3 protein-coding genes and 1 pseudogene are annotated in these 4,087 nt (G+C 42.4%); 1 reads left to right on the top strand and 3 read right to left on the bottom strand.

Annotated elements, in window-relative coordinates; all coding sequences use genetic code 11:
- Positions 1 to 361, bottom strand: a pseudogene (locus L1D47_RS20280) (transposase); the annotation flags it as partial.
- Positions 362 to 628: 267 nt separating this feature from the next.
- The gene (locus L1D47_RS20275; RefSeq protein WP_069489579.1) at positions 629 to 1,606 is read right to left on the bottom strand and encodes an alpha/beta hydrolase; all 978 of its coding nucleotides are present in this window, start codon (positions 1,604 to 1,606) and stop codon (positions 629 to 631) included.
- Between the two features lie 856 nt (positions 1,607 to 2,462).
- Here L1D47_RS20275 and L1D47_RS20270 point away from each other — a divergent pair.
- Positions 2,463 to 3,632 carry an MFS transporter gene (locus L1D47_RS20270; RefSeq protein WP_239886576.1) on the top strand — a complete coding sequence of 390 codons (1,170 nt, stop codon included), beginning with the start codon at positions 2,463 to 2,465 and terminating at the stop codon, positions 3,630 to 3,632.
- A gap of 85 nt (positions 3,633 to 3,717) precedes the next feature.
- Here L1D47_RS20270 and L1D47_RS20265 read toward each other — a convergent pair.
- The coding region (locus tag L1D47_RS20265) for an integrase core domain-containing protein (RefSeq protein WP_239886575.1) at positions 3,718 to 4,087 on the bottom strand (370 nt) is incomplete at its 5' end.

Below are 4,087 nucleotides of genomic sequence, written 5' to 3'. Positions count from 1 at the left end.
CTAAATACTGAACAAATCCGCTTTACGCTATGGCTCTTCCTGAGTTTCTCGACTAACGAGAACTGTTCAGTGAGTCTGACATCAAGAGAGCCGTAGCCTTTTTTAAAATGGTGTTCTCTTCTTCAATGCGGCGGATTTTCTTCTCCAGCTCACGGATCCGCTGTTGTTCGGGGGTGAGCGGTGCGCCTTTGGGGGATACGCCTTGCTGCTCCTGTCGAAGCTGGTTTACCCATTTACGCATGGCTGAATGACTGACGCCCATCGCGCTTGCAGCCTCAGTTATGCTGTATCCCTGTTTCGTTACCAGCTGCGCAGCTTCTAATTTGAACTCTGCACTGAATGTCGGTCTTGTGTTCATCATTTCTACCACCTTTTCTCTGGAAGTGAGTCTATCACTTCGTCTATTCAGGTGGCCAAATTCACTATGCCACTACAATTCGCTGCAAACTGTGCCTAGCATCTATCCACTTTAAGCACACGCAGAGCAAGCACGGGACTTATTCGCACCTTCCCTAAATGTAATGCATATCCTAGAATCGCTCTAGGATATGCATTAACAACGATCATAGGCTGCCTATGGCAGCAATGAAGACCGCAATAGAAACAAAACTCGGCTCAGTTTTGTAAATTACTTTTTATTAAGAAAGTCAATAACTAAAGGCTCTACTGTCGCAGGACACTCTTCTGGTAACCAGTGTCCACATCCTTGTATCGTTTCCCCTTGAACATTGTCACCGTATTTTTTTACCTGATTAAGGAAGGCATCACCCAGTCCACCGCCATTGCTGTCTCCTGGAATAACAAGTACAGGCATTTTTAACTTATGGTCTTTAACTATTTCTTTGTTCTGCTCTGCAGAGGTAGTAAATGAACGATAGTATTCAAACGCAGCATGTAAGGTTTCTGGCTTAGCATACGACTTTGCATACAAATCAAGCAGTTCGTCTGTAAATACTTCTTTATTGGTCGCGTGTTTCTTGATGATATGAGAAAGAAACAACTTTTCCTTACCTTCAATAATGTTTTCTGCAAAGTTGTTTTCAGCAGTATAAAAACTCCAGTGCCACGTAGAGGCTTCGCCTTCTGGAGTAAAAGACGGGAAAGTATAGATAGTATCGTCTGGAATAATTGAATCAAAATATATCACTTTCGATATATCGTCTTGGTGCTGTGCAATCATCGGATACGTCATCCAAACCCCTGTATCATGTGCAACGACATCAAAAGGCTCATCAGGACTGAAGCTTTTCGCAAGACCATGAAGATAAGGATAAACATCTAACCCAGAATAGGTTGAATCTAATGGCTCAGACTGTCCGAGACCTGGCATGTCGACAGCGACAACGCGATGATCTTTAGCTAGCTTTGGCATTAGCTGATGCCACTCATACCATGTTTGGCCATACCCATGGACCATAAGTACCAGAGGTCCACTTCCTCCTTCTACATAGTGCAGTTTCACACCATTGATTTCTTTAAAGCTACTTTCAAAGCCAGCAGGGATTGGAAACTCACTGTTCGCTTGACTCTGCCCATTACCTGCAAAAGCCATTGAGGAAAGTAAAATGCCCGATGTAGCTAAAAGTGTTTTCTTCCATTTTTTCATAAAGTTAAATCATCTCATAACGTATTAAACCGATATGCACTTACACTAAATGGCATACCGAAGCAGGGCGCAAAATGTGTCATGCCATGTTCGAGTCGTCAACTGGGTGTTTTTTAGCAAATCAACGTAACGGCTAAATTGTGTGCATTCATCACACCTTCTATTTATCGAAAGAAACCAGAGGCTAAATCATTTAAAAACAGACACTTGCTTTACTTTCTTCTGAACTTAATATTCAGTCTAACGCTGCAAAAAAAACACATTAAGTCCCAGTAGGAATATGTATTAATAATCTAAAGGACTTAATTCAATGTGTGTTATCCCCTATTATGCAATCCAACTTGATAATTACATTCAAAAGATTCTCGGTATCTCTCGCTGAGACTTTGAGGTTCGATGTGACGACGAATAACCCCCATTGCCACTTCTGTTGTAAGAGTGACAGCGTGGTAAAACATGGCTATGGCCCTAAAGGCCACCAAAGGTATCGCTGCCTGAGTTGCTGTCGCACGTTTCAAGTGAATTATTGTTACGAAGCCTGCCAACCAGGCATTAGGAGCAGAATTATTGAAATGACCGCACAAAATCATGGAAAGCGAGCAACCAGTCGTCACTTGCAAGTTTCGTACAACACGGTTCTAAGCGCATGTCATCGGGATAAATAGAAACTATTCCCCCTTTGAAAATGCGAATTCCGATAATTTGCCGAATTCAATTGCATTGAAAACGGCATTTTTATTGGACGAAAAACAACATTTTTGCGTCACCTATCCAAAGCATGGATTGAGTGTTCTAACAACAACCAATGTTAACGGCACATATATTCCATACGTTAATAATCATTTGAGTTGAAACAATGAAAAAACAAAGCTTGTTTATCTTTGCTCTATCTTTAGCCGTTTTTGGCGTTATCACGACAGAGCTGGGTATTATCGGTCTCCTTCCACAAGTCATGAAAGACTTTAACATTGACGTACAAGAAGCAGGCCTGTTAGTCAGTGTTTACGCTGTCGTCGTGGCGGTGAGTGGACCATTTATTACATTATTGATGTCAGGGTGGAATAGAAAATACGTCTTAATTGGCATACTTTCCTTATTCGTGCTCTCGAACCTTGTGTACGCCATAACGCAAGATTACACAACCATGATGATATTTCGAATTCTGCCAGCCTTGATGCATGCTGTATTCTTTTCAGTTGCATTAGTAGCAGCCACTTCTATGGTTCCAGTTGAAGAACAAAGCAACGCCGCAGCAAAAGTATTCGGTGGGGTAGCGGTAGGTTTGGTCTTCGGTATTCCGATTAGTGCTTTTCTAGCTGAACAGTACTCTCTCGCTTATGCCTTTTACTTTGGCTTAACTGCTTGTGCCATTGCGTTAGTGAGTGTGATGTTCTTGATGGAAAGCGCGCCTGTAAAGGAAAAAATGTCATTCGGCTCTCAAGTGACTATTTTACGTAGCAAGTCCATGTGGCTGTCTTTATCGACTGTAATATTCGTATTTGCAGCGATGTTTTCTTCGTACAGCTTTATTACTCAATACTTAAGCACAGTAACGAATATGAACGGTACATGGATTAGTGCCATGCTGATGGTGTTCGGTGTATTTGGTATCTTTGGTAACTTCATCTTTGGCAAACTACTTGGCAAAAACATGAAAAAGACCGTGATGCTTTACCCTGTCATACTTGGGCTTATCTTTGTTACCGTATACATCATGGGTTTCTCATTCTCATTTATGGTAGCCATGGTCGCATTTTGGGGTGCAGTACACTCTGCTGGCTTGGTTGTGAGTCAAACATGGGTGATGGATAACGCCGGTGATGCGAAAGTTTTTGCTAATAGTCTTTACATCTCTTTTTCAAACTTTGGGATCACCATTGGCTCGATCGTAGCTGGATGGTTTATCGCTCAGTTCGGTGTAGAAAATCTATTCCTATCAAGCTTAGCATTTACGGTATTAGCGTTGATTAGTATCTTACTAAATCAGAAAAAAAGTCCCGTTCTTAAACTTTCAGAAGTGAATTAATCCGCGAAAGTGCTGGCTTTCATGAGAGAAGCATAATCACAAAGGTCAGCACTATTTCTATTACTTGCTTATTCCTGTGTAGTGGTCAACTAAAATTGGCCACGGTTTTGTATTCAAGCCAGTATCTTCGCTCTGACTCATTGGGTGTCAGCCCACMGTTATATTGATGTGGTCTCAGCTGACTGTAATACCCCGTCACATATCGTGAAATTTCACTCTTAGCCTCACCGATATCCCGATAGCCGGTCATCGGTATCCATTCTGTTTTTAAGCTTCTAAAGAAGCGCTCCATCGGGCTGTTGTCCCAGCAGTTTCCTCGTCGACTCATGCTCTGCTTAATATGATAGCGCCAGAGCTGTTGGCGGAAGCGGCGGCTGGTATAGTGGCTTCCTTGGTCACTATGRAACATTAGGTCTTTCGGCCTTCCTCGCGCCTCAAAGGCCATGGTTAGTGCC

The organism is Shewanella sp. Isolate7 (genome assembly GCF_022398425.1).
GTDB lineage: Bacteria > Pseudomonadota > Gammaproteobacteria > Enterobacterales > Shewanellaceae > Shewanella.
This window is presented reverse-complemented; position numbering and strand designations above follow the sequence as displayed.